Origin of the sequence: Vulcanisaeta distributa JCM 11217 (genome assembly GCF_001316005.1) — an archaeon.
Lineage (GTDB): Archaea > Thermoproteota > Thermoprotei > Thermoproteales > Thermocladiaceae > Vulcanisaeta > Vulcanisaeta distributa_B.
Map to the genome: position 1 here is coordinate 25,515 of NZ_BBBJ01000007.1, position 22,218 is coordinate 47,732.

At 46.6% G+C, this 22,218-nt stretch carries 33 protein-coding genes, 1 tRNA gene and 4 pseudogenes; 12 read left to right on the top strand and 26 right to left on the bottom strand.

The annotated features are described in order from the left end of the window. Nucleotides 1-34 precede the first annotated feature (34 nt). From JCM11217_RS15340 to JCM11217_RS15350, 3 genes are all read left to right on the top strand, one after another. On the top strand, nucleotides 35-1,069 hold the full coding sequence (locus JCM11217_RS15340; protein ID WP_243678805.1) for a hypothetical protein: 1,035 nt from the start codon (nucleotides 35-37) through the stop codon (nucleotides 1,067-1,069). 26 nt (nucleotides 1,070-1,095) lie between these two features. Further along, the gene (locus JCM11217_RS15345; protein ID WP_243678807.1) at nucleotides 1,096-1,458 is read left to right on the top strand and encodes a glycoside hydrolase family 15 protein; all 363 of its coding nucleotides are present in this window, start codon (nucleotides 1,096-1,098) and stop codon (nucleotides 1,456-1,458) included. Between the two features lie 73 nt (nucleotides 1,459-1,531). Next, nucleotides 1,532-1,888: a hypothetical protein gene (locus tag JCM11217_RS15350; protein ID WP_243678808.1), complete on the top strand. Its 357-nt coding sequence runs from the start codon at nucleotides 1,532-1,534 to the stop codon at nucleotides 1,886-1,888. On the opposite strand, the pseudogene JCM11217_RS08195 reads toward JCM11217_RS15350, so the two are convergent. The 17 genes and pseudogenes from JCM11217_RS08195 to JCM11217_RS08245 all read right to left on the bottom strand — a co-directional run bounded on the left by JCM11217_RS08195 (nucleotide 1,885) and on the right by JCM11217_RS08245 (nucleotide 9,706). Next, nucleotides 1,885-2,825: pseudogene (locus JCM11217_RS08195) on the bottom strand (ATP-dependent 6-phosphofructokinase). The gene JCM11217_RS15350 and the pseudogene JCM11217_RS08195 sit on opposite strands and share 4 nt — an antisense overlap. Nucleotides 2,826-2,897: 72 nt before the next feature. Further along, nucleotides 2,898-3,170: a hypothetical protein gene (locus JCM11217_RS15355; protein ID WP_243678809.1), complete on the bottom strand. Its 273-nt coding sequence runs from the start codon at nucleotides 3,168-3,170 to the stop codon at nucleotides 2,898-2,900. 23 nt (nucleotides 3,171-3,193) lie between these two features. Then, nucleotides 3,194-3,700 carry a hypothetical protein gene (locus JCM11217_RS15360; protein WP_243678811.1) on the bottom strand — a complete coding sequence of 169 codons (507 nt, stop codon included), beginning with the start codon at nucleotides 3,698-3,700 and terminating at the stop codon, nucleotides 3,194-3,196. 79 nt (nucleotides 3,701-3,779) lie between these two features. Continuing rightward, the gene (locus tag JCM11217_RS08205) at nucleotides 3,780-4,514 is read right to left on the bottom strand and encodes a creatininase family protein (protein ID WP_054842638.1); all 735 of its coding nucleotides are present in this window, start codon (nucleotides 4,512-4,514) and stop codon (nucleotides 3,780-3,782) included. Between the two features lie 23 nt (nucleotides 4,515-4,537). Further along, nucleotides 4,538-4,873, bottom strand: a complete 336-nt coding sequence (locus tag JCM11217_RS08210; protein WP_243678813.1) for a hypothetical protein — start codon at nucleotides 4,871-4,873, stop codon at nucleotides 4,538-4,540. A gap of 127 nt (nucleotides 4,874-5,000) precedes the next feature. Then, nucleotides 5,001-5,732 (bottom strand): ATP-binding protein, encoded by a 732-nt coding sequence (locus JCM11217_RS08215; RefSeq protein ID WP_054842640.1) that lies wholly within the window; start codon nucleotides 5,730-5,732, stop codon nucleotides 5,001-5,003. Nucleotides 5,733-5,798: 66 nt separating this feature from the next. Beyond that, nucleotides 5,799-5,893: transfer RNA gene (locus JCM11217_RS08220), tRNA-Gly, on the bottom strand. A gap of 25 nt (nucleotides 5,894-5,918) precedes the next feature. Then, complete coding sequence (locus JCM11217_RS08225; protein WP_243678815.1) at nucleotides 5,919-6,419, bottom strand: DUF309 domain-containing protein; 501 nt, start codon at nucleotides 6,417-6,419, stop codon at nucleotides 5,919-5,921. Between the two features lie 103 nt (nucleotides 6,420-6,522). Then, on the bottom strand, nucleotides 6,523-6,747 hold the full coding sequence (locus JCM11217_RS15365) for a hypothetical protein (protein WP_243678816.1): 225 nt from the start codon (nucleotides 6,745-6,747) through the stop codon (nucleotides 6,523-6,525). Then, on the bottom strand, nucleotides 6,747-6,890 hold the full coding sequence (locus tag JCM11217_RS15370) for an ABC transporter permease subunit (protein ID WP_243678954.1): 144 nt from the start codon (nucleotides 6,888-6,890) through the stop codon (nucleotides 6,747-6,749). The genes JCM11217_RS15365 and JCM11217_RS15370 overlap by 1 nt, the downstream gene beginning before the upstream one ends. Before the next feature lie 29 nt (nucleotides 6,891-6,919). Then, nucleotides 6,920-7,057: a hypothetical protein gene (locus tag JCM11217_RS15375; RefSeq protein ID WP_243678818.1), complete on the bottom strand. Its 138-nt coding sequence runs from the start codon at nucleotides 7,055-7,057 to the stop codon at nucleotides 6,920-6,922. After that, entirely contained in the window at nucleotides 7,054-7,197 is a 144-nt protein-coding gene (locus JCM11217_RS15380; protein WP_243678820.1) for a hypothetical protein, read from the bottom strand. The genes JCM11217_RS15375 and JCM11217_RS15380 overlap by 4 nt, the downstream gene beginning before the upstream one ends. Continuing rightward, nucleotides 7,194-7,349 carry a hypothetical protein gene (locus JCM11217_RS15385; protein ID WP_243678822.1) on the bottom strand — a complete coding sequence of 52 codons (156 nt, stop codon included), beginning with the start codon at nucleotides 7,347-7,349 and terminating at the stop codon, nucleotides 7,194-7,196. Before JCM11217_RS15385 ends, JCM11217_RS15380 begins: the two co-directional genes overlap by 4 nt. 4 nt (nucleotides 7,350-7,353) lie before the next feature. Continuing rightward, nucleotides 7,354-8,205 (bottom strand): glucose ABC transporter permease GlcT, encoded by an 852-nt coding sequence (locus tag JCM11217_RS08235; protein ID WP_243678824.1) that lies wholly within the window; start codon nucleotides 8,203-8,205, stop codon nucleotides 7,354-7,356. Between the two features lie 34 nt (nucleotides 8,206-8,239). Next, nucleotides 8,240-8,386, bottom strand: a complete 147-nt coding sequence (locus tag JCM11217_RS15390) for a hypothetical protein (protein WP_243678826.1) — start codon at nucleotides 8,384-8,386, stop codon at nucleotides 8,240-8,242. After that, on the bottom strand, nucleotides 8,383-9,255 hold the full coding sequence (locus JCM11217_RS08240) for an extracellular solute-binding protein (protein ID WP_243678828.1): 873 nt from the start codon (nucleotides 9,253-9,255) through the stop codon (nucleotides 8,383-8,385). Before JCM11217_RS08240 ends, JCM11217_RS15390 begins: the two co-directional genes overlap by 4 nt. Next, entirely contained in the window at nucleotides 9,176-9,706 is a 531-nt protein-coding gene (locus tag JCM11217_RS08245) for a hypothetical protein (protein WP_054842644.1), read from the bottom strand. The genes JCM11217_RS08240 and JCM11217_RS08245 overlap by 80 nt, the downstream gene beginning before the upstream one ends. 293 nt (nucleotides 9,707-9,999) lie before the next feature. Between JCM11217_RS08245 and JCM11217_RS15395 the strand changes: the two genes are divergently transcribed. The 3 genes and pseudogenes from JCM11217_RS15395 to JCM11217_RS08255 all read left to right on the top strand — a co-directional run bounded on the left by JCM11217_RS15395 (nucleotide 10,000) and on the right by JCM11217_RS08255 (nucleotide 11,461). Further along, nucleotides 10,000-10,164 carry a hypothetical protein gene (locus tag JCM11217_RS15395; RefSeq protein WP_243678830.1) on the top strand — a complete coding sequence of 55 codons (165 nt, stop codon included), beginning with the start codon at nucleotides 10,000-10,002 and terminating at the stop codon, nucleotides 10,162-10,164. Continuing rightward, nucleotides 10,149-10,289, top strand: a complete 141-nt coding sequence (locus tag JCM11217_RS15400) for an SAF domain-containing protein (protein ID WP_243678832.1) — start codon at nucleotides 10,149-10,151, stop codon at nucleotides 10,287-10,289. The genes JCM11217_RS15395 and JCM11217_RS15400 overlap by 16 nt, the downstream gene beginning before the upstream one ends. Nucleotides 10,290-10,357: 68 nt before the next feature. Further along, nucleotides 10,358-11,461: pseudogene (locus tag JCM11217_RS08255) on the top strand (UxaA family hydrolase). 2 nt (nucleotides 11,462-11,463) lie between these two features. Here JCM11217_RS08255 and JCM11217_RS08260 read toward each other — a convergent pair. Then, on the bottom strand, nucleotides 11,464-11,778 hold the full coding sequence (locus tag JCM11217_RS08260) for a hypothetical protein (RefSeq protein WP_054842645.1): 315 nt from the start codon (nucleotides 11,776-11,778) through the stop codon (nucleotides 11,464-11,466). Between the two features lie 75 nt (nucleotides 11,779-11,853). Then, nucleotides 11,854-12,754 (bottom strand): annotated as a pseudogene (locus tag JCM11217_RS08265) (NAD(P)-dependent oxidoreductase). A 93-nt stretch (nucleotides 12,755-12,847) separates the two neighbouring features. On the opposite strand from JCM11217_RS08265, the gene JCM11217_RS08270 reads away from it, so the two are divergent. Next, entirely contained in the window at nucleotides 12,848-13,765 is a 918-nt protein-coding gene (locus tag JCM11217_RS08270) for a molybdopterin-binding protein (protein ID WP_243678834.1), read from the top strand. A 237-nt stretch (nucleotides 13,766-14,002) separates the two neighbouring features. On the opposite strand, the gene JCM11217_RS15405 is transcribed toward JCM11217_RS08270, so the two are convergent. Together JCM11217_RS15405 and JCM11217_RS08280 are read right to left on the bottom strand one after the other, a co-directional pair. Further along, nucleotides 14,003-14,170, bottom strand: coding sequence for a hypothetical protein (locus JCM11217_RS15405; protein ID WP_243678835.1), 168 nt, complete (start codon nucleotides 14,168-14,170; stop codon nucleotides 14,003-14,005). A 96-nt stretch (nucleotides 14,171-14,266) separates the two neighbouring features. After that, on the bottom strand, nucleotides 14,267-14,734 hold the full coding sequence (locus tag JCM11217_RS08280) for a nucleotidyltransferase domain-containing protein (RefSeq protein WP_054842646.1): 468 nt from the start codon (nucleotides 14,732-14,734) through the stop codon (nucleotides 14,267-14,269). A gap of 251 nt (nucleotides 14,735-14,985) precedes the next feature. Between JCM11217_RS08280 and JCM11217_RS08285 the strand changes: the two genes are divergently transcribed. From JCM11217_RS08285 to JCM11217_RS15415, 3 genes and pseudogenes are all read left to right on the top strand, one after another. After that, complete coding sequence (locus tag JCM11217_RS08285) at nucleotides 14,986-15,399, top strand: PaREP1 family protein (RefSeq protein ID WP_243678837.1); 414 nt, start codon at nucleotides 14,986-14,988, stop codon at nucleotides 15,397-15,399. 123 nt (nucleotides 15,400-15,522) lie between these two features. Beyond that, a pseudogene (locus JCM11217_RS15410) lies at nucleotides 15,523-16,181 on the top strand (hypothetical protein). Beyond that, nucleotides 16,178-17,368, top strand: a complete 1,191-nt coding sequence (locus JCM11217_RS15415; protein ID WP_243678839.1) for an aldehyde ferredoxin oxidoreductase C-terminal domain-containing protein — start codon at nucleotides 16,178-16,180, stop codon at nucleotides 17,366-17,368. The pseudogene JCM11217_RS15410 and the gene JCM11217_RS15415 overlap by 4 nt, the downstream one beginning before the upstream one ends. 3 nt (nucleotides 17,369-17,371) lie before the next feature. Here JCM11217_RS15415 and JCM11217_RS08295 read toward each other — a convergent pair whose 3' ends face one another. The 3 genes from JCM11217_RS08295 to JCM11217_RS15420 are packed head-to-tail and all read right to left on the bottom strand — an operon-like array spanning nucleotide 17,372 to nucleotide 18,584. After that, entirely contained in the window at nucleotides 17,372-17,854 is a 483-nt protein-coding gene (locus JCM11217_RS08295) for a thiamine pyrophosphate-dependent enzyme (RefSeq protein WP_054842647.1), read from the bottom strand. Further along, nucleotides 17,854-18,402, bottom strand: a complete 549-nt coding sequence (locus JCM11217_RS08300) for a hypothetical protein (protein ID WP_243678841.1) — start codon at nucleotides 18,400-18,402, stop codon at nucleotides 17,854-17,856. The genes JCM11217_RS08295 and JCM11217_RS08300 overlap by 1 nt, the downstream gene beginning before the upstream one ends. Next, nucleotides 18,375-18,584, bottom strand: a complete 210-nt coding sequence (locus tag JCM11217_RS15420) for a hypothetical protein (protein ID WP_243678843.1) — start codon at nucleotides 18,582-18,584, stop codon at nucleotides 18,375-18,377. Before JCM11217_RS15420 ends, JCM11217_RS08300 begins: the two co-directional genes overlap by 28 nt. A 225-nt stretch (nucleotides 18,585-18,809) precedes the next feature. Here JCM11217_RS15420 and JCM11217_RS15425 point away from each other — a divergent pair, with 225 nt between their 5' ends. After that, nucleotides 18,810-19,004 carry a hypothetical protein gene (locus tag JCM11217_RS15425; protein WP_243678845.1) on the top strand — a complete coding sequence of 65 codons (195 nt, stop codon included), beginning with the start codon at nucleotides 18,810-18,812 and terminating at the stop codon, nucleotides 19,002-19,004. Between the two features lie 166 nt (nucleotides 19,005-19,170). Continuing rightward, entirely contained in the window at nucleotides 19,171-20,496 is a 1,326-nt protein-coding gene (locus JCM11217_RS08310; protein ID WP_054842650.1) for an MFS transporter, read from the top strand. A 17-nt stretch (nucleotides 20,497-20,513) separates the two neighbouring features. Here JCM11217_RS08310 and JCM11217_RS08315 read toward each other — a convergent pair whose 3' ends face one another. Next, entirely contained in the window at nucleotides 20,514-21,401 is an 888-nt protein-coding gene (locus tag JCM11217_RS08315) for an NAD(P)-dependent oxidoreductase (protein ID WP_054842651.1), read from the bottom strand. 70 nt (nucleotides 21,402-21,471) lie between these two features. Next, on the bottom strand, nucleotides 21,472-22,161 hold the full coding sequence (locus JCM11217_RS08320; RefSeq protein ID WP_054842652.1) for a helix-turn-helix domain-containing protein: 690 nt from the start codon (nucleotides 22,159-22,161) through the stop codon (nucleotides 21,472-21,474). Nucleotides 22,162-22,218 lie beyond the last annotated feature (57 nt).

Consider the following 22,218-nt stretch of genomic DNA (forward strand, 5'->3'; position numbering starts at 1 on the left):
TACTTATTATTTCCTTAAATTTATATATTAATAAATGAGGACGGTATTCCTTAGTAATGGCTCGTTGGCTTTATTATATGATGAGAATTACTACATAAGGGATATTTACTACCCATTGCTTGGTCAGCATCATCACCACTCCTTCGGCGGTAGGTTCAAGATTGGTATTTGGCATGACGGTAAATTCACGTGGCTTGAGGGCATCGGTAATAAGGAGATTAAACTGTCAGGTTCAAAGGCTGAGCTTCATGCTCAGTGGGATGGGCTTGATATCCATATGGAGGATACGGTATTAATACCGCAGCCCGTATTGGTTAGGCACGTATCCATTAAGGGACCTGGCTTTGTTAGAGTTATTTTCTACCATGACTTTAAACTAAATGATTATGAGGCTGGCGATACCGCGTTTTACGACCCATCACTAGACGCGGTATTTCATTATAAGGGGGGGAGTACGTGGTTTGGCATTGCATCAACCAACCCAATCTATGAGTATACAACAGGTAGGAGGGACCTCAATGTAGTGCTTCCCGACTGTGAAGATGGCATACTTAGTAAGAACCCAATAGCCCAGGGCTCCGTGGCCTCCGCAATATCCATAGCGAGCCCCCCCGAGTTCTATTACTTTATCGTGGCAGGAGACAATTATGAGAGGGTTATGAGGTTAATAATCGAGCTTAGAGACAGGAAAAACGTGGAGACCTACTTCCGCAGATCGGTGAATTACTGGAGTAATGTGGCTGCGGAGTACGGTGATGATGAATTGGCGTCTCAAAGTATTGTGGTCCTGCTTGGGCATGTAGGTGTTAATGGCTCGATACCCGCCTCACTGGATACATCAATAATAAAGTTTAACCTGGACACATATGGCTATCTATGGCCTAGGGATGCTGCGTTTGCCGCAATGGCCCTGGACATGGCGGGTTACTACACATTCACGAAGCGCTTCTACTCCTTAGTGTTCAAGCTGTTTGGTGGTGAGGGCTTTCTATTCCAGAAGTATAATCCAAGTGGTACCTGGGGGGCTCGACGTGGCACCCATGGACCATCAGAAGTAGGAAATCACTGAATATTCAGGAGGATGAGACAGCAACCGTGATATACGCCTTTTGGCATTACTTCCAGAGGACGAGGGACTATGACCTACTTAGGGAGGTCTATGATGTGATAACTAAGGCCGCTAACTTCATGACTAATTTCAGGGATGAGAAGCTGAAACTACCCTTTGAATCCTACGACTTATGGGAGGAGAGACTCGGTGTGCATACGTATACGGTGGCTTCGGTATACGCAGGACTACTTGCAGCTAGCAACTTGGCTAAGATGCTTGGTGAGTATGAGAGTGCCAGTAAGTGGGAGGAGACTGCATGGAGATTCGAGAGGCAATTAGGAACTACCTATTCGATAAGGAGAGGGGCGTGTTTTATAGGTCTGTCAGGATTGATGATGGCAAGATAACGGAGGTTGATAGAACCGTCGATGCGAGCATAATGGGTATATTCCTCTTTAACGTGTTCGATGTGTATGAGCCATGCTCGAGAGTAGTGTTAAGGTTATTATGGATAGGCTTTGGGTTAAGCCCATAGGAGGCATTGCCCGTTATGAGGGTGATTACTACCAAAGGGTTCCCGGTGATTATAGTGGTGTTCCTGGTAATCCATGGATAATAACCACGCTCTGGGTTGCCCAGTACTACATGGCTAAGGGTGATTGTTATAGGGCTAAGGAGTTAATGGATTGGGTTAATAAGGTAAAGACACCCACGAACCTACTACCTGAACAAGTTGACCCATTCAAGGGATTGCCCGTTTCAGTAACCCCCCCACTTGTTTGGAGTCATGCAGAGTATTTAAGGGCCTATATAATGAGGAGGAAACATTGCGCTTAAAGTCCCCCCCAATACGTTTCGTAAAGCGTCATCCAATAACCACTAACCAGCCTATTCCTGCCCAAGACCTCCGTTATTGGTACCCTGACTATATCACCACCCCCCCTATAGGCAATCATCTTCCCAAAGTCATTCCCCCCCTCAATCGCATTGAAGGCCTCTGTGGCGAACCTAACGGCTAACACCCTATCAAACGCGGTTGGTGGTGCACCCCCCCTAATTATGTGGCCCGGAACCACGGCCCTAGTCTCAAGTCCCGTGGCCTTCTCTATGTATTGAGCAAGCTCATTACCAACACCACCAAGTCTCGAGTGCCCAAACTCATCCTTAGGCCCACCATACTCCTTAATACCCTCAGAGACCACGATCAATGCCCACCTTCTATCCTTGTAAACCTCCTTAACCCTATTAGCAACGATGTCCCAGTTAATGGGCTTCTCGGGTATTAAGACAAAGTCCGCCATCGTAGCTAAACCAGTGAATAAGGCTATCCAACCAGCCTCCCTACCCATAACTTCAACAACACCAACCCTCTCATGGGAAATTAACGTAGTCTTAAAGGACTCGGTAACCTTAATGGCTTCGTTAACGGCTGTGTCGAAGCCTATTGTGTAGTCGGTGCCATATACATCATTGTCTATTGTCTTTGGAATACCAACTACATTAGCTAAACCTCTTGCCTGTGTTTGGGCTGCCGCGCCTAGTGTGTCGTCACCACCAATTGCCACGATCACGTCTAAATCAAGCTCCCTTAAATTCCTGGCGAAGGTCTCAGCCTAGCTTCATCCTTGAATGGGTTAGTCCTCGACGTCCTAATGAATGTGCCACCCTCGAATGCAATGTCTATTAGGTCCTTAGACGTGACCCTCCTAACCTCCTTATCCAGTATTCCCTTCCAACCATGGAATATTGCATAAACCTCGTGTTTCCTCTCCAATAATTTAGTCAGTGTATATACGGCTATGTTAAGCCCTGGTGCGTCACCACCCCCCAGTGAGGATGCCCACCTTCATTTAGCCTCACCCAACACCTCAGTAACCTTCTTACCTCCATACACTATCTCTGAAAGAACCCTAGCGAACTCTAACGCGTCCTTCCTCTGCCACACATTCCTACCAACCGCAATACCAATGGCACCAGCCTCAAGAACACCCTCAACCTGCCTCAGGAACTCCTCCTCAGTCTTCGTCTTAGGGCCACCTGACATTAGCACTGGAACCTTACCGGCAACCTTGACAGCCCAGGCGAAGGTCTTTGGGTCACCGGTATACTTTATTTTCATTGCATCGGCACCGAGCTCAAGGGCTACCCTGCCGCATAAGCCACTATATCCGGTGCTGTCTCATTCGTGACCTTACCACCCCCCCTCGGGTACGACCATACAATCAGCGGTATATCGAACTTAATAGCCTCCCTCTTTATCCTGGCTAATTCCTCAAACATCTTCCATTCATAACCACTACCTGGATATATCGTATAACCCACAGCAGAAGCGCCCAGACTTACGGCCTCCTCAACCGTGCAGTTAGCCACTGATATTGGCTCACCATTATATAGGCTCGTCTTGCCATTCAACTTGACAATAAGCGGTACACTACCATCGTAGTACTTCTCAGCAATACCCCCCCTCTGGAAGACGACGCCGTCAAAGCCAGCCTCACGCGCCAGCTTAAGTATGTACTCAGGGTCTGCGGAGTCTGGATTGTCAAGGAAGTCCGTTGGCCCATGCTCAATGCCGTGGTCATAAGCAAGTATTATTGATCTACCTCTCCTTGCGAATATCCTCAGGAACTTCTCAATTAAGCCTGCCATCAATTCTTCGATTGTTAAGACCCATATTTAATGTGTGAATGTTAGAAATGTGTTGTTGGGTATAATGATTACACCGCTTTTAGGCATTATTACCCTCATTATTAATTGTAATACCGTAAATATCCCGAATCTGCTTAAGTAGGTCATCAACCATGAACCTAAGTATTTCAAAACCAATCTCGGGCCTTACGAGGTCCCTACGCAATGAACCAATAATGCCCGTCTTACTAACGTCAATAGTCCTGAAAACGTTTATATTACCGCTAGCCTCGATATCGGTGATTCTATCCCACCTAACAAGGTTCTTATCTATTGCAGCAATTAATGATGCTTCAACGGCATCGGCATGCCCGAAGGATGGGAAGTACCTCGTTATATAATCAATGACCCTCCTATTGTATACGTAGTAATGATAAGCCCTAGGACTAACCCCCCCTGAGTAATTCCACTCCTTAACAACTATGTTTAGTGCATCTACATTGCCGCCATGCCCATTGACGAACACTACCCCAATAGGATTCCATGCAGACACACTCTCAATAAAGTCGAGAAGGTAACGAATTAGGCTTTCAAAGCGGACCCACGTTGTGCCTACGAAGCCCGTATGCTCCATTGAGGAACCAATGGCAATTAATGGATAAAGCAAGGCCTTATTTCGCATTTTACGTTCAACCTCTGCTGCAACGTAATTAGCGATTATCGAGTCAGTGCCCAGGGGGGGCAGGTGAGGGCCGTGTTGTTCTATGGATCCAATCGGTACGATGATTAAAGGATCCTTAGGCACTTCATCACGTGTTATTTCCAATATCCTCACGTGATAGCGTTAATGCATTACTATTAAAAACCTGCGTTTAAGCTTCGGATCTTCACCCTAACAACCTCCCTAGTATATGGACCCAGCGCCGTCCCGAGAACACGTTGAGTGAACCTATCATAAGCGCACACATCACCGCTCGTTGGTAGCCCACACACCTTACATAGATGAGTCTCACTGGTTCCCGAAATACCCGCCTTGCCCATTGCCCTAAATGAGTTGATATTCCTAACTATTCCCTTCAGGAAACCCAACTTAATACCAGGGTGAGTTCTCTCCAGTTCATTAAACATAGCCTTTAACTGATCCTCCAACGTATTCCTTGGTTTATATGGACAGGGCTGAGCCGTGAACGGCAATTGCGCGGCTAATGAGTATAGTAGTGTCTCCCTCTCGTAAGTCTCGTATAAAGGCCTTATGTGGCTACACCACCATTAATCGTCTCCGTCCTTGGCACAAGCTTAATGAGTGAGTCATAGTCGTGAATTAATAACGCCTTAAGGCATATGCCGCTAAATCATCTGCGTGATGTCCAGTGGCCACTGAGGAGACCTTAAACTCCATAGCCGCCGCATTATAGATATATCTGCGTGTTAAGCCGCATATTGAACATGGTGGTCTACCTGACTTATCTCGGTGAATTATGTCGGGAAAGTCCATATTGAATAGTTCCTTATACGTAATTACGACTAAAGGCGCACCACTCATCCTTGATAGCTCCTCAACGGCCTGCCTAGCCACCTCCGAATAACCTGGTATCCCCCCCTGGTCAACGTGCAATGCTATTAAGTCGAACTTAAGGTCTTTCCTAAGCTCAGAGAGTACTTGAAGCATTGTAGAGCTATCCTTACCACCTGAGATAGATGCCAGTACCGTATCACCACTCCTAATTAATTTATACTCATCAATCACCTTACCAATCCTCCTCCTAACAAACTCAATAAAATGCTCCCTACAGAGTGCCAACTTAGCATAAGGAATCCTAACAAACGCCCTCCTACCACAAACACTACACCTACCAGGTATTGATTCCCTAACAACCTCAACCACATCACCAGCATGAAGTGGTCTCTTAAAGTCACTAATTAAGGTGCCATTAACGATGACGTGGGTTGCATCATCAGCCTTAACAGCACTTAATAACTCATTAATACTTACAGAACTACCGCTAATAACCGCACTCCTATCCTCCTGAATAAACTCAACCCTAATAGACATTCAAGAATCAAAACCAAAAGCAACAAGCCCTTAAAAACCATTAGATCAACCATGATTAAAAATACATGGTGCGGCCGCCGGGATTCGAACCCGGGTTCTGCGGCTTTCTACGTTCATTGCTCGGCAGGCCGCCATCCTAGACCAGGCTAGACTACGGCCGCGGTTTGAAACACGCTGTTTTGGGTTTTAAGCTTTTTGTATTGATCCCAGGTCTTCCCTCTCGATCTTAAAGGGCTTCATAATCAATAAGGCGTTATCCATCTTTCTTAGTAGCTTCTCCTTATTTATGTAGGGTATTTGGTTTTTCGTGATTAACTCCTTCGCCTTAATGATCAATCTCTTAAATGCATCTAGATTGTTTTCCTGGATCTTCACGAGGGATGCCGCCAATATTATCAATCCCTGTATACCCTCGTCCCTATTCTTACGCCAGATTTTTTCAAGCACCTCATGAGCCTCCCAGAACCTCTCCTCATTAAATAATTCAATATACCTCTTAATTGCACACTCTTCATTGTACTCTTCATCCTCCTCTAGGTCAATATTAATGGCATTCTTTATTTCAAATCCCAGATTCTCTATTGTGCGTGCATAATCACCGGTATCGACGTTTAGGTCGATCTCAAGATGACTACTTGCGACTCTAATATTTATTATCTTCAGCTTTGTTGCCTTACGCAGGTTCATAAGTAGTACCTCTCTATTCTCTGGTTTAAATCCTGGATTTTTCGTTATTAGTAATACCCTAATGATTAAGAAATTTCATGACTGTTTTAATCCCTTTTTCAACTCATCCTTTAGTCCCTGCGCCCAACGCCAGTAGTCCCCTGACGAAGTACCTACCTAGGAATATGAAGATGATAAGCGGTACTATGGCGGCTATTAATGAGCCTGCGTATGTCTCGTTATAAAGCACTCCATAACCACCTATATACTTCTGCACTGCAAGGGCTATTGGCCTTAGTCCTGGTGATTCAACGAGCACCAGTGGTATGAAGAAGTTATTCCAGGCCATTATGAGTATGTATATTGCGGTGCTATAACGCCGGGCATTGCCAGTGGCAGTAATATCCTTAGGAACACCGTGAAGTCGCTCGCCCCATCTATGTATGCCATCTCTATGTAGTCCTTGGGTATGACGGATATGAATATGGACATAAGCAATGCGCCAGTCGGTATGAAGAATATTAGGTAGCGAGTATTAAACCGCCGTAGGTATTAAATAGGCCTAGGGATACCATAATCTTAACCAGGGGGGGTACTGCAGCCACCTCATAGGGTATGAAGGTTCCTATAGCCACTAACGTGAATAATAAGTCACTCAACCAATGCTTAAGCCTGTAAAAGCCGAAGGTGCCAGTGCGCCTAGGAATGTGGATATAGCAACGACGGGTAAAACCACGATGGCGCTATTAATCAATCCATAGGCTAGGCTCCCCCCCGCGACGGTCACTATGTTACTCACGTCGAATCCACTGGGTAGTAATACTGGGGGGTTGTTTCTGCGGCCAGGGTTGTCTTGAAGGAGTTCACTATCATCGCGTATAATGGTATTAACCACAGTACTATTATTATCGCGAGAACGACTTGGTGAATCACCGACTTAGCATTGACCATACCATCACCCCCCCTGGGTTATCCACCTCTTTAAACCGTATAATGCGTAGGGTACGACTACGGCAACAGCAATCGCGATGACTATACCCGCTATCGCCGTCGCCTCGGCAAAGTGCTCGCTTATGTAATCCCAATAGAGGTTTATGACTGCCGTCTCGACAAATGGATTCAGCGCTACCATACCGTACGGTAGTGAGAATATCCTTAGGGCAAATAAGAAGAGTAGTGCCGATGAGATTATTAAGGCACCCCCCCTGACGTTAGGCAGCAATATCCTTAGGTATATCGTGAATGTGCCAGCCCCCCCATCAACCTTAGCCGCATCAATTACTGACTGTGGCACGTTCATGAGCATTGCTAGGTAGAAAATAACCGCAAGCCCCGAGTAAGCCCAGGTGGTTACTAGAAAAATGCTCCAGAAGGCGTTCTGAGGACCTAGCCAATTAATTGTGGGTAGTCCAATTAGCTTAAATACGTAATCAAAACCATACTCGACATTATAGAGCCATAGCCATATGAAGGCGTTAGCTATCATGGGCATCGCTAACGGGTATATTAATATTGATAAATAGACATTACGCTGCGTATTACTCCTTAGGAAGAACAATAGGCCGGCTAGTATTATGCCCAGCGCATTGCCTGAGACGACTAGGAGAGCCGCTAACAATATTGATCTCTCCAATGACGAGACGGTTATCGGTGTTGTAAGGGTCTTTACGTATGTTTGAAGACCCACGAATTGGGGGGGTATTGGGTTAAATAATGACCAATTAGTGAATGAGTAGTAATAATCCCAAACGAGCATGTATAGGAGGAATACACCAAAGATTAAGGCGGGAGAGGAAAAAATTAGCATTGTTTTTAATTCATGCCTCATTTAAATCACCTGATTAGCCACTGCTCGAGCTGCTGACCCACGGTGGTACGTAACAGCCGAGGTAGTAACCTGGCCAACCAAGGTAGCCAAGGCCCAGCTGATTAGCCTTTAACCACTCGGCCTTCTCCTCCGCCAATGCCGATGCTAGTGTACTCATCACTGTGACGTGCCGCTCGGTCCAACCTCGGCATAGGTTAATAGGCCTTGGTCTATCTGGGCGAAGACATCGTCAAATACGCCGCCATCGCTAAGCTGGTATACGAAGCGACACCAATCACTTGGGTTCTTACTCCAGTTGACGAGCTCCTCATAGCTCCACCACTGCTCCGGCGTGTTGTAGTAATCGGTGGTTATGTTGGTGTAGAACGTAACGGCCTTCCACTTTGTCCAGGTTGGTTCGCCACCTGGTATTCCGCTACCCCAATACCACGAGCTCCACCACTTTGCGAATAGTACTCCATAGCTCTCGCCTGGGCCAACCGGGACGGCCACTGCATCCACAACCAGTGGGTAAACACCCGCGGTTCCTGGGAATGGCTCTGCCATGGCCGTTATGTTGGTCCATGACGTGTATGGCGGTATTGCTGGGTACGTGGTCGTGTTTAGGAAGTCATACGCATAGGTTACCCACCAGTCACCATTTACCTGGAATGAAGCCTTACCCTCAATGATCCAGGCGACTCCCTGGGTCCATGTCATTGACTCCCAACCTGGGCAGTCAAGGGCTTGGAACTTCAGGAACCAGGTGTTTGTCTCGTTGATTATTGCCTGAACCTGCGGATCGCTTAGGTTGAGTGTTCCATATAGGAACTCCATGTATAGCTTGGGACCACCAAGTGCCAGGAATATGTCCTCCCATAGGTTGAACTGATCCCAACCACTGTCACCGCCTGGTATCATGAAGCATATGCCGTGTTGATAAAGCACGTACGCGTCATAATACAGCTGGTCAATTGTTGTTGGTATTGGTAAGTTGTACTCCCTCAATACCTGTGGGTTGAAGAATAGTAGGCCACCCCCTATGTACATTCACTGGGAATAGGTACATGTGGCCATTGAACATGCCAGCCTCCATGACGGGTATTGACACGTTGCCCGTACTAATCAGTGAGAACCACCAAGACGTTGCATTATAGAATGAGTTAGCACCTTGGGGGGGTGCAATCTCTATGTAACTAATCATCTCCGGACCTTCATGTGACTGGAATGTCGTTGGCGGCTTACCCGCCTCAATTAATGCTATAATTGCGTACTTAGCGGATGTACCGCCAGCGCCAGGTACTACGTACGGCACGACAGGTATGTGGAAATACTGGTCAAATAATGGCCAGGTATGTTCGCCAGCTACCTTACCAGTGGTTGCCCACCAGGTGTAGAAGAGGACTTCCTTAGGTGGTGGCGGTGTTGTGGGTCTCGTTGCGTAGTATGCCAGTAAGCCCCCCCGAGGACGACTACGACGACTATTAGGACCACAACCCATATTAATGTTGTACGGGAGATTCCTAGACGGGCCGTCATACGGTCTCTTCAGATACTTTCATAAATTTTAAAGTTTTAGGGTATTATTAGTATACCCAAGTACACCCATGTATCTATATTGATGAAAATATACCGCACTTATTAAGGTATAATACTATAGTTGTGAGTAGGTGTGTTAAGTTATTTATTTCGTAAATGATTAAATAATACTAAGTTAGTTATAATGCTAAAATAGTGCTGTCGGCTTTTATCGTCGTATGGAGTCTGTAATCATAACCGGCGCCCCCCGCTATAGTGCTTAATCCAAGTGATAATGTTGCCGTTGCCCTTAGGGATTTGAGGGCTGGTGATGATGTTGAGTTAGTAATAGGTAATTCAAGGGTCAAGGTTAAGTTACTTAATGACATACCTTTGGGCATAAATTCGCCATTAGGGATATTCGTATGTGCGAGTACGTGATTAAGTACGGCCATGTGATTGGTAGGGCTAAGCGTGACATTAAGATTGGCGAGCACGTACACGTTCACAATGTGGAGAGTTTAACCGCAGTTCACAGCGTATGCAGGGGGGGCGGTAATCCATGAGTAGGCCCACAATACTTGGTTACGTAAGGCCTGACGGTAGGGTTGGCATTAGGAATTACCTACTTGTGATGTCGACGGTAGTGTGCTCGAGCTTCGTGGCCCGCAGAATCGCGGATCAGGTACAGGCGCCGTGGCCATTGAGAACCCATTTGGATGCGGCCAACTTGAGCCTGACCTGGAGATCACCAAGAGGACGCTGATCGGCATGGCAAAGAACCCAAACGTGGGTGGTGTCCTCGTCGTTGGCCTTGGTTGCGAGCAAATACAGGCTGATGACCTGGTCAAGGAGATTGAGAAGACAGGTAAGCCCGTTGAGAAGGTCGTGGTTCAGGAGGTTGATGGCGGGACCCCCCCGGCGGCGATTGAGAAGGGAGTTACGTTACTTAGGAAGATGGCTGAGGAGGTACTTTCACAGAGGCCTGAGGAGGTTGATGTGTCAAATTTGGTCATGGGTGTCGAGTGTGGTGGTTCAGACGCAACCTCTGGATTAGCGGCTAATCCAGTCGTTGGTTACGCATCAGATAAATTAGTTGATCTTGGCGGCACGGTAATACTCTCCGAAACCCCCTGAAATGATCGGTGCCGAGGATATACTCGCCAGGAGGGCTGTGTCTAAGGAGGTTGGTGATAAAATAGTTAGGGTTGTTAGGAAGTGGGTTGACTTAGCCGCGTCCTACGGTGTTGACCTGGTTGGGACACAGCCATCGCCAGGCAACATAGCTGGTGGCTTAACAACGATTGAGGAGAAGTCCCTGGGCGCCATAATTAAAGGTGGTTCTAGACCAATACAGGGCGTTGTTGATTATGCCGAGGAGGTCAGGGGGGGCAAGGGACTGTGGATAATGGATACGCCAGGATACGACATAATGTCGGTGGTCGGCATGGTGGCCGGCGGCGCCACCCTAGTCGTATTCACCACAGGTCGTGGAACACCAACGGGCAATCCAATAGCCCCGGTGATTAAGGTCACGGCAAACCCATACACGGCAAAGAAGATGCGTGAGAACATGGACTTCGATGCAAGTACCGTGACCCTCGGCCAGGAAACCATTGAACAGGCTGGTGAGAGATTGTTCAAGCTCATAATTGATGTGGCTAGGGGCAAGCCAACAAGAGCCGAATTACTCGGGTTTAGGGAGTTCGTGATACACAAAATAATACCATCATTCTAGAATTAAAGCAATAATTGTTCAGTTTCCTTAAGCGTCCCCCTAACAACATCAACCTCAAGACCTAATGACTCTAACGCAGTGACTCCAAGCACATTAACGTCTCCCTCCTCACCGAATATCACCGTTACGGCACCCCCCCTCCTACCCATGACCTCAATGATCGCACCACCAATATCCCTCTCAACATAGCCGCCAAAGGCCAGGAATCTCCTCCTCTCAAGTGGCTTAATTCCTATTGAGTTTAAGAGGGATGACGCTATCACAGAGTAAACAGTTCCAGTATCCACAATCCCATCAACCTCAACGTACTTACTCATGTCCGCCGGATTATAAACCTAAATTTAACCTTAACAATACCCATTAAATGCGCGTTGACACGGCGGCTTTTAAACCTACCCATCACTAATACCAGCCATTTCATAGTACAGCTTCAACAGGGCCTGCGTCCCCCCCTTCTCGCCCAGCCCCCCTTAGCCACTAAGGCATTGTATAGTTGCAGTGTTAATGCCGTGCCTGGAAGCGGCACGTTAAGCCTATTAGCCGTTTCAATGGCGTACCTAAGGTCCTTCTTCAGGTGGGCTGCCCTAAACCCGGGTTCGAAGTCTCCCTTCATCATCTTTGGCATGTAGTACTGAACAGTGAATGAGTTGGCAGCGCCAGTAGATAACACTGTGAATAATTTCTCCATGTCAATACCCGCCTTTTTAGCGAGCGCCATCGCCTCGGCTACGGCGAGCATATCGATGCCAACAACTATCTGATTGAGGAGCTTGAGCATCTGACCATTACCAACATCGCCGGCATATATTATCGTCTTACCCATCGCCTGGAGAATTGGCCTAACCTTCTCAAAGACCTCGTACTTACCGCCGACCATTATGGTTAACGTGCCCTGCCTAGCCCCCCCAATGTCACCGCCAGTTACCGGCGCATCCAGGAACTCAATGCCGTACTTACCCAACTCCCTGGCGAAGTACCTGGCGTGGTCAGGCGAGTTTGTGCTCATGTCAATGACTATAAGCCTGGGTGGGCGCCGTGAACAACACCATTAGGGCCCAGTAGGACTTCCTCCACGTCTGGTGCGTCTGTAACCATGTCAATGACGACGTCGGACCTCTCGGCAACCTCCCTTGGGCTCTCGGCGACGGGAATTCCGAGCTTAGCAAAGGGTTCGGTCTTTGACCTGGTCCTATTATAAACGATTAATGGGAAGCCAGCCTTATGTATGTTCATGGCCATGGCACTACCCATGATACCAAGCCCGATGAACCCCCCCACCCTAAGTCTTTCCATACAGGTAGCCCAAGACGCGCCACTTAATAATCATTGCCTATAACCTGTTTAATTGGGATCATTATTTAAAGGCGCATTTGGTAAGTCGGTAATGTGAGGCTTGTTAGGGTTGAGGATGCGGTTGGGCAGGTGCTTGGTTACGACACGACGTATGTGGGTAAGGATGGGGGGGCAACGGTATTGCTGCCCAGAGGCCACGTGATCACAAGGGATGATGTCGAGAGACTTAAGGACTCTGGCGTTTACTTCGTGTGGGTTGAGGGTAATGAGGAGTCAAGTGATTTGATGTATGAGTGGGAGATTGCCGAGACAGTGGCTAGGGCGGTGGCTGGGGGGGAGAATACGTACGTCAAGCCCGCTAGGCAAGGCTCGGCCTGGATCATGGCTAGCGTTAATGGTGTGCTTAAGGTTGATATACACGGCTTGACTGAGTTAAACCTGGGTGGTAATGTTCTTTTGATTACTAGGCAGGGCATGAGCGGTGTTGTTAAGGATGAGTTGGTTGGCGTTGTTGACGTGATACCACTTAGCATGAGGAGGGGGGGCGAGGTTGAGGAATTACTGAGGTATAGGAATCTAGTTAGTGTCGTGCCGTTTAAAAGGAGGAAGATTGGCATTGTCATCACGGGTACCGAGATTTACCAGGGTAGGAAGAGGGACCTTTACTACCCAGTGATTAAGGCTAGGGCTGATAAATACGGCTGGGAGGTGGTATTTAACACGGTGGTACCTGACGACGAGGACAAGATAATTGGCGCCGTAAAGGATGCCATAAGCAATGGTGCGGAGGCCGTAGTAGTCACGGGTGGCATGTCTGTGGACCCAACGGATAAGACACCAATCGCGGTCAGGAGGCTTGGGGGGGCTAGGGTCATAGCCTATGGTGTACCCATTAAGCCGACGACAATGACGATGATAGCCATACTCGATAATACACCAATACTCGCAGTATCCGCCGGAGGAATATACTACAGCGACTACAACGCCATTGACATATTCCTACCAAGCTAATGGCAGACCTAATACCCGGCAGGGAGGAAATAGCGGCAATGGGCCATGGAGGGTTACTACCGAGTTATAAATTGGGTCATTAAATCGTTATACTAAGTAAATTAAGTATCTTAATAATGATATCCCTCGCCCTACGCGCCTTAGATAATGCCTCTACGGCATTTGAACGGTCATAAATCATGCCAGGCGTTAAGCCCATATTCGGTTCACCATAAGTTGAGCGTGCATGTTCAACCGCTAATTCATGCTCATCCTCGCCAATTCAATAACTAATTCCCTAACTTCACCTGGTAATTGATTAATGATGCCCATTAATTGATTTGATGGATCGTGACTCCACGTGGGCACTTGATAAATCGCTATAATTGCCTTTGCGAAGTTTTCAACGGCTAGCGAATAATGCACACTCAGCCCAATCCTCAATGGAACAGTACCTCTCGGCCCTACTTAGATGCTCATTAGCTAATCTATACCTATACCGAACCTCACTTATTGGGTCAATCATAATATCCTAACCCGCTCCATCGGCTTTGGCAACACCCAGTAATACGCCCTACCATCCTTAACCCTCCTGAACCCGCTCTCAATGATTCTACGCCTCACGTATTCCAGGAACCCACTTAATTCGCCAGTCTTATCTAGCAGTACTATGGCGTCCCAGTAAATATTAAGCAATAATGGCGTTATTAGTCCTGGGTTTAAGAAATCATTAATATCCATATCAAGCACGGTCAGAGGATAATCGCGTAGTAAGGCACTAATCGCCAAATAAATAGCCCTCCTCCTTCTAACGGGATCAATACCACCTAAACCCCTATGAAGGACTAATAAATCAACATCACTACGTTCTCCTGCCTCACAGCGGGCTAGGGAACCAAACAGCAGTACGGCGATGAAATTATTATTCACTAACTTGTTTAGTTTAGTCCTTAAATCATTAATGGCGTCTTGGCAGTTAATCGTTACCATAGGTAATACGGCTTAAGCCTTAAATGCCTTTAGTACCCTATCATTTAAGTACTCTCTCGGTGGTTTGAGAATAATTCTAATGAGGACTTGAATGTAAAGAACTTAAGTGATTAAGTAGCTGAGCATTATTTCACAGTTTAATCAATAATTTGTAGGAAAAATAATGGGCTTATCTTAGCGTTAGGGATGGTAATAATGTGATTTAATCTCCATGAGAATGCCTTATAAGTTTGGAAATAGGGTGAGGTTGGATGGAGGAGTTGATTAGGGTTGCTGAGGAGCGTGGTATTGACGTTGAGGACTTAATAATAAATGCCATTAAGAGTAGGAGTAATGATCCATCGGAATCAATAAGAATAAGGCTTGAATTAGCGAGGAGATACATTACCGAGGCCAGGGAATACATGAGCAAGGGCGATGCCGTCCAGGCCAGCGAGAAGGCGTACAAAGCAGCTGAGGAGGTTGTGAAAGCATTGGCAGAGAAGTATGGATTACCTGAGTACCAGCAAGCCACGAGAGAGGGCGGGTGGTATACCCATCAATTAAGTTCTGCAGTTAATAAATTATCAAGGACACTGGGCGGTTGGGTCCTAAATGGCTGGAGCAGCGCTACCTACTTCACGTTTGGGGCTTCCACGAGGCTAAACTGGGTATTGATGACATAAATGGCTATGTCGATGAGGTTGAGAGAATGGTTAAGGAGACTGAGAAGGCATTAACGCATTGAATCTGGGAGACTAAATATGTAAAATAAAGAATTTTTAAGATGTTCATTAAATGACGCGGTCGTGGCATCATTTGGTTGGGTTGGGAAAGTACTATATATTGACTTAAGTAGTGGTAGGACTTGGGCAGAGAGTGTTGGTGAGGATATTTACGATAAGGTGCTCGGTGGTGAGGGGCTTGCTGCCTACATAATCTATAAGCACTTCAGGGAGATAAAGGGTCCGCTAGACCCATCAAACATTCTCGTGTTTGCCACAGGGCCGTTAACAAGCGATATTATTCCACAGAGTGGTAGGGTGTCGATAGGCTTCATATCGCCGCTCACTGGGATATGGGGATCGGCCCATGTAGGTACCAGGTTTGCCTATGAGTTGAAGAGGGCGGGCCTTGATGCGGTAGTCGTAATGGGTAGAGCGAGAAGCCTGTTTACATATACATTGAGGAGGGGCAGGCAGACATTAGGGATGCCAGTAGGTACTGGGGGGGTCTTGATATAATAGAGACTGTGAATGCATTGAGGAGGGACCTTAATGACCAGTCAATTAAGGTGCTCGCCATCGGACCTGCTGGGGGGGAGCACTTGGTTAAGTTCTCGACGATAGCGAATGAGGAGGGCATTGGTGGTAGGTCCGGCGGTGGTGCTGTCATGGGTAGTAAGAACCTGAAGCTATTGCCGTTAAGGGCACCAAGCCCATTGAGTATGCATATCCCGAGGAGTTGAGGAGATATGTTAGGGAGTTGAACGTTAAGCTGGGCAGTTCTGCAAGAGGCGTTTCACTTAGGAAGTTCGGCAGCGCCGGTAGCGTGGGTATTTATAATGAGATTGGTAATATACCCGTGAGGAACTTCGCCTGGGGTAGGTGGGATGATGATGAGGTATTTAAGATAACGGGTGAGACCATGGCGAAGACAATACTGGAGAGACCGTACCCATGCACAACATGCCCAGTGGCATGTAAGAGGTTTGTCAGGGTTAAGCCAGGTAAGTGGTTTGATAAGGAGTTTAGGGGTTTGGGCCCTGAGTACGAGACAATATCGCTATTCGGCACAAACCTGTTAATCAGTGACTTGGAGGCCATAGCCAGGATGAATGAGGAGTGCGATAGGCTTGGGCTTGACACAATATCGACGGGTAACGTGATTGGCTTCATATTTGAGGCCGCAGAGAAGGGGGGGTTAATTAGTAAAGAGATTGAGGGGGGGTTAAGGCTGGAGTGGGGGGGTAATGCGGATACCGTGATTAAGTTAATACGAAAGATAGCCTACAGGGAGGGCATTGGTGACTTACTGGCTGAGGGCGTGAGGAGGGTTTCTGAGAAGATTGGTGGACAGGACTTCGCAGTGCACGTTAAGGGGGGGCTGGAGATGCCGGCCCATGATGGTAGGGCCTTCTTCGCACATGCCTTAAGCTTCGTAACGATTAATAGGGGGGGCGCTGATCACCTTGGCTGGCCGCACATGCCGTGGAGGGGGGGCATTGCCGTGCCTGAGCTCGGCATTAACGCGAGGGATGATAGGTATAACGAGTCTGAGGAGGTGGTTGACATAGTCATCAAAATGCAGAACCTAATGACTGTGTATGACTCACTGGTAATGTGCAAGTACGCGTTCACGGCCGGGTTAACAGTCACGGACATAATAAATCTACTGAAGTACACAACAGGTAAGGATTACACCGTGGACAAGCTCATGGAGATAGGCGACAGGATTTGGAAGATAGAGAGGTGGATAAATAACCAGTTGGGGGGGATAACGAGTAAGGACGATAAATTACCAAAGAGAATGCTAACACCACACGCGAATAGGAACGACACGAAGGTACCCTACGTCGTCGAGAAATGGTTACCAATCTATTACAGGAAGAGGGGTTTAACGGAGGACGGTGTCGTTAAAGAATTAGACGTGTAAAACCTAACCTATTGACTTAAAGCCATAGAGCCTTTGATATGGTATTGGCACGGCATTGGGGGGGTCTATATGAACATCGACTACCACAGCCTTGTCGGAGTTAAGGGCATCAGCGAGTAATGGCTTGAGGTCCTCCCTACGCGTTATCGTAATTCCCTCCGCACCCAATGACTGGGCTAGTAATGCAAAGTCAATATTAGGTAATTTAACCAGGGTCTCAGTAATACCTCCAAACCTAACCCTCTCATAAACACCCAAAACCCTATAGGCTGAGTCGTTAAACACGATGATCCTTGGCTTGGCGCCGTACTGAACGGCCGTTGAAACCTCAAGCCCACTCATTAGGAAACCACCATCACCGACAAGAGCCACCACATCCCTATCTGGGTAAATTATTGAGGCAGCTACAGCACCAGGTACAGCAAGCCCCCCCATCGATACATAACTGGTACTCGTTATGTAAGACTCACCCTCATAAATAGGCATTAGGAAGCTCTCAATCCTATGTGCACCAACATCGCCAATAAATATCGTCTTACCCCCCTATTGAAGATCTCCCTAACGGCCCTAATGACCTCCCAAGGCTTAATTAAACCACTCACATCCCTATAGTAACTCTCAAGTTCTCTATTCTCAACAGACCATAACTCCCTAAGCTCATTAATCACATAATCCCTACGCCTAACACTCAAACCCCCCCTTAGCGCCACAAGTAATTTAGCGAGGAAGTCCTTGGCATCAGCATGTACCTCAATGTATGGTTCATAGGCTTTACCGAGGTCATAATCATCAACATTAACGTGGACAAGCTTACCATGGATCTCAAGGCTATACCTACCAGTACCGATCTCACTAAACCTATTACCAATAGCCAACACCACGTCGGCTCTCCTAATAATCTCGTACGCAACCATATTACCCGCCTTACCCGCGGCAACACCGGCATAAAGTGGATGAGCGGGAGATATTAATCCCTTGGCCATTATCGTAGTAGCCACAGGAGCATTCAAGACCTCGGCAACCTTAATAGCCAATTCACCAGCCCCGACAGAAGCACACCCCTACCAAGCAAAAGCACGGGAAGCTCTGCATCGGCAAGAAGCTTGGCGACCTCTCTAACAACATTGTCGTCGGCCATGGGCCTCTCAACACCGACACCGCCAATATCGACAGGGGGGGAAACCTCGATCTCCGAATCAAGCATGTCCAAGGGCACCTCAATATAGACTGGGCCAGGCTTACCACTAACCGCGACCCTATAAGCTTGGCCAGGGTCTCAGAGATATCACTGTCATTACCTAACCTAAATGACGCCTTAACAACACTGCTCAAGGCATTAAACTGAGCATCACCACGCAACTGATGCATATGAGTACCCCTACCACCAATCACCGAGGGCGCAACGACAATCAAAGGATCACCCTCAACAAAAGCCTCAGCAATGGGCGACAAGGCACCAAAAATACCGGGACCAGCAGTAAGCACGAGCAAACCAGGCCTAAGTAACAACCTAGAGGAAACAAGAGCCATGAATCCGGCGGAAGGCTCGAACCTGGCATTAACAACAAACCCGCCCTTACCAATCAAGGACCTCAACAAACCCAAAATATTCTCAGCGGCAACAGTAAAGACATAACCATTAATATTAGTAAGCCAACCAGCGATTACTTCATAAACCCTCACGTAACACTTTTCATGATTAGAGACTTAAGGGTTATTATTAACCTTATAATTTTAAGTAAGTCAATAATACGCATTAAATTTAATATTTATTCCTAAGGAAGTATTAATAAATAATTTTGATGAAGGAGTTTGAGCAGAGATGGACTAGGCAAGCTGCTTATGCCTTATTGGGTCAAACAATAGGTTTCTTTCTCGATGCTTATGATTTAATGTTTGTAACAGCAATGACCCCAATATTAGCGAAGGTTTTATTGCCGTCAAAAATGCCTGCATGGCTTGCCTATTTTATCACGCTTTTTGGTTACGTATTTACATTAATAGCGAGGCCTGTTGGTAGTGCATTATTCGGTAATTACGCAGACTTAATTGGTAGGAGGAATACCCTGCTTTATACATTGCTTGGCGCCGGCATACTTAGTGCCGTCACTGCTGCAATACCCACATATGCCCAGGTGGGCATTATGGCGTACATAATATTTGCAATACTCAGGTTTATTGAGGGTATATTCATTGGTGGTGAATACGCGGCTGGGCACCCCCCCTTCGCACTTGAGCAGGTACCAATTAAATGGAGAGGGTTAGCTGGTGGTATTGATCAGTCGGGCTTTGCATGGGGTGTCGCGCTCGGCGGTGCGGTGGTCTCGGTATTTTATTCATGGCTTGGCCCATCGAGAATGCTAGCTTATGGGTGGAGATACGTGTTTCTGACTGGTCTCATACCTGCTGTGGTGGGCTTTATAATTAGGCTTACCCTGCCTGAGTCACCAGTTTTTGAGGAGATTAAGGAACAGGGTAGGCTGGAGAAGGTGCCATTCTTCTCCTTATTTAGCACTAGGGAGAGGGTGCTAACGTTTTTACAGGTGATGCTTGTTATGACCGGCATGTTCTATTGTTCATGGTCAATGTTTAACTATTTCGTTGGAATAGTGGAGGGCGCTGGTTTATCAGGTGGCGAGGCTGCCTTTTATTACTCAATGGCTGGCATAATAGATGCCATTAGCTTAATAATATGGGGTTTAATCTCGGACTTTATCGGTAGAAGGCTAGGCATAATAACAGCTGGTATTGGCGCCGTTATCATGGCGATACCCTCATTCTACTTACTATACATCGGCGCATACACGAGAAATGCGGCAATCCTATGGTTAGGTACAGTACTCGTTGGTTGGTTCACGAACTACGTCTGGGGGGGAGTAGAGCCTGCCTACTTAACGGAGAGATTCGCAACGGTCAGGAGAGGCTCAGGTGTTGGCTTTGGATATAGTTCAGGCATATTCCTATCATCGCCAATAATGCCATTCCTATCAATCCTACTTTACCCAATCCTCCACAGTATGTGGATGATAGCCGCAATAATGCTAATGATAGGCGGAACACTATCGGCAATAGGTGCATACATAGGACCGGAAACAAAAGGCGTTAGTTTAAGGGCATTCAGTGCATAAGATCGGGATGCAGCCATTCAAGGGCTTTTACAATATTCTCTTAAAATCTTCATTAGCGCTATCCCATCTTCACCTCCATAGCCCTTGCTGCTCGCCATTACGTAGAATTGTACGGCAAGGCTTGTCATTGGTAATGGGCAGTTAATGTTTTTGGCCGACTCCAGCGTATACATTAGATCCTTAATTATATAGTCGACCGGGAAATATGCCGAGTAGTCCTCCTTGAGTATCTTCTCGCGTCTAGCTTCAAACCAATAATTATAGGCTGCTGTGTCCCTGGCAGCCTTCAGGAACTCCTCAATGCTCATGCCAAACTTGGTAATGAACTGTAGGCCCTCGAGGAACACCAGTAATTGTGCGAAGCCCATGGCATTTGTTATTAACTTAAAGGCCACGGCAGTCTCTATCCTGCCCATGTAGTAGATCCTACCTGACGAGAGGTCCATAAACAGCCTTTGTACATTTGGATTCTCAAAGAGTTCCTTAGGACCACCAACAAAGAGAGGTGTTTCTCCTCTCTCAGCCTGGGGCACGGTTAAGCCAAGCATTGCAACGAGGAAGCCAACACCCCTCTTTCTACATTCCTCAGCAAGTTTCAACTTACTCGGTATGTCCGTGGTGCTAGTCTCAACGGCTATCAAGCCAGGCCTTGGGTTCTTAAGCACACCATTCTCACCGAGATAAACATCGAGCATATCCTCAGACCTAGGCACATTAGTCAGGAGTATATCCACAGTAGACGCCATCTCAGCTGGCGAAGACACACCCTTAGCCCCAAGCTTAACAAAATCCTCAACCTTAGACCTAACAATATCATAGACATATAAGTCATAACCCCCCCTCCTCAATAAATTACGCGCAAATGCACCACCCATCCTGCCTAAACCGATAATTCCAACCTTCATTGAGATAATTTCTATACTATCGTATTTAAATACTAATTATTACGCATAAATATTAGCAACTATTCATTTATTAATTACCACCATTATTCAAGTATGAAGATATGATTTTTCTCAGGGCATTTCTAAGGTGAATATTTACAGTGGCCTTACTGATATTGAATTCCTTAGCAAGTTCGTCGAGGCTTACACCTCTTGGGTAATTGAAGAAGCCCATGCGGTATGCTGTTTGGAGGATTCTCCTTTCAATATCTGTTAAGCCGTAGATAGATGGTGTGAATATGGGGGCTTTTGACACCTTAGTGATGTTGAAGGTTAGTACTTTACCGTAATTATTAAGTTCATTCCTGAGTTCGTAAAGTGACATCTCTAATTCGTTTATGTCCTTAGTGAAGAAGTACGCTGTGAAGTCCTTAATTCCCTTGCTAACGTATGAACTTACCACTACTCCGCCGCGTTCAAGTATTAGGTATTTGAGCATGCCCTTAATGTCGCCTAGAAAGAAGAGTTCGTAGGTATGATTGTTGATCTTATTAACTGAGACCACATCAACGATATTACCAAGGTACTTAAACCTCCTAATGAAGGACTTAACAACATCACTTCTCGTACCAGTCACAGTAATAATCTCAAAGCTATAACCCCCCCGCTCCTTAAACGGATAGTAATACCTCATGGATGTCCTAATGCCATCAAAATCCCTCGTATAATAACTCCAATCATCATAATGCTCAACCTGAACATAAAGTCTAACTAATTTCACATTAATAAAACATATTTATATTCTTATAAGTTTTTAGCGATATATAATTGAAAAACT

Coding starts and splice junctions, on each gene's coding strand:
- JCM11217_RS15355 (WP_243678809.1), bottom strand. CDS start 3,170: ATGAAAATAAAGTATACCGGTGACCCAAAGACCTTCGCCTGGGCTGTC.
- JCM11217_RS15340 (WP_243678805.1), top strand. CDS start 35: ATGAGGACGGTATTCCTTAGTAATGGCTCGTTGGCTTTATTATATGAT.
- JCM11217_RS08315 (WP_054842651.1), bottom strand. CDS start 21,401: ATGAAGGTTGGAATTATCGGTTTAGGCAGGATGGGTGGTGCATTTGCG.
- JCM11217_RS08240 (WP_243678828.1), bottom strand. CDS start 9,255: ATGTACATAGGGGGTGGCCTACTATTCTTCAACCCACAGGTATTGAGG.
- JCM11217_RS08295 (WP_054842647.1), bottom strand. CDS start 17,854: ATGCCTATTTATGAGGGTGAGTCTTACATAACGAGTACCAGTTATGTA.
- JCM11217_RS08310 (WP_054842650.1), top strand. CDS start 19,171: ATGAAGGAGTTTGAGCAGAGATGGACTAGGCAAGCTGCTTATGCCTTA.
- JCM11217_RS15370 (WP_243678954.1), bottom strand. CDS start 6,890: ATGTCCATATTCATATCCGTCATACCCAAGGACTACATAGAGATGGCA.
- JCM11217_RS15350 (WP_243678808.1), top strand. CDS start 1,532: ATGCTCGAGAGTAGTGTTAAGGTTATTATGGATAGGCTTTGGGTTAAG.
- JCM11217_RS15365 (WP_243678816.1), bottom strand. CDS start 6,747: ATGGCCTGGAATAACTTCTTCATACCACTGGTGCTCGTTGAATCACCA.
- JCM11217_RS15360 (WP_243678811.1), bottom strand. CDS start 3,700: ATGGCAGGCTTAATTGAGAAGTTCCTGAGGATATTCGCAAGGAGAGGT.
- JCM11217_RS08245 (WP_054842644.1), bottom strand. CDS start 9,706: ATGGGTTGTGGTCCTAATAGTCGTCGTAGTCGTCCTCGGGGGGGCTTA.
- JCM11217_RS08260 (WP_054842645.1), bottom strand. CDS start 11,778: ATGAGTAAGTACGTTGAGGTTGATGGGATTGTGGATACTGGAACTGTT.
- JCM11217_RS15400 (WP_243678832.1), top strand. CDS start 10,149: ATGTGCGAGTACGTGATTAAGTACGGCCATGTGATTGGTAGGGCTAAG.
- JCM11217_RS08280 (WP_054842646.1), bottom strand. CDS start 14,734: ATGGTAACGATTAACTGCCAAGACGCCATTAATGATTTAAGGACTAAA.
- JCM11217_RS08215 (WP_054842640.1), bottom strand. CDS start 5,732: ATGTCTATTAGGGTTGAGTTTATTCAGGAGGATAGGAGTGCGGTTATT.
- JCM11217_RS15385 (WP_243678822.1), bottom strand. CDS start 7,349: ATGGTCAATGCTAAGTCGGTGATTCACCAAGTCGTTCTCGCGATAATA.
- JCM11217_RS08225 (WP_243678815.1), bottom strand. CDS start 6,419: ATGAACCTGCGTAAGGCAACAAAGCTGAAGATAATAAATATTAGAGTC.
- JCM11217_RS15425 (WP_243678845.1), top strand. CDS start 18,810: ATGGGCGACAAGGCACCAAAAATACCGGGACCAGCAGTAAGCACGAGC.
- JCM11217_RS08285 (WP_243678837.1), top strand. CDS start 14,986: ATGGAGGAGTTGATTAGGGTTGCTGAGGAGCGTGGTATTGACGTTGAG.
- JCM11217_RS08235 (WP_243678824.1), bottom strand. CDS start 8,205: ATGCTAATTTTTTCCTCTCCCGCCTTAATCTTTGGTGTATTCCTCCTA.